The 413-nt window shown below is 71.2% G+C and carries 1 protein-coding gene; it reads left to right on the top strand.

Annotated elements, in window-relative coordinates; genetic code table 11:
* Positions 1-22: 22 nt before the first annotated feature.
* Positions 23-413, top strand: a 391-nt coding sequence (locus E2C06_RS37030; RefSeq protein ID WP_277751932.1) for a TAXI family TRAP transporter solute-binding subunit, incomplete at its 3' end; no start/stop codon positions are given.

Here is a 413-nt window from a genome sequence, read left to right as displayed (position 1 = left end):
GGGGTCGCTGCAGAACCTCTCGATGGTCGAAGACGACCCAGACGCGCTCGGCACGGCGTTTCTGGGCTCGGCCTGGGACGCACTCCAGGGCACACCGGCTGCGGGCGGGCGGCGGCACTCTGAGGTGCGGGCCCTGTTCCCGATGTACGAGACCAGCTTCCAGGCCGCGGCGCTGCGCGTGAGTGGCATCACCGAGTTTGCCCACCTTGCCGGACGACGCGTCGGCTGCGGTCCGGCACGAGGGCCGGCCGAGGTCTTCTTCCGCGCCGCCGCTGACGCGGCAGGCATTACCGTCGAGGTCATCAGCGGTGACCCCGCGGTGCAGGCCGAGGCGTTGGCGGCCGGCCACATTGACGCCTTCTGGCAAGGCGCGGTGGTACCCATTCCCTCGCTGCTGCTGGCGCTCGGACGTG

The sequence above is a fragment of the Dankookia rubra genome (genome assembly GCF_004355005.1).
GTDB lineage: Bacteria > Pseudomonadota > Alphaproteobacteria > Acetobacterales > Acetobacteraceae > Paracraurococcus > Paracraurococcus ruber_A.
Note: the sequence above shows the minus strand (reverse complement) of the source record. Positions and strands in the feature narration are given on the sequence as shown.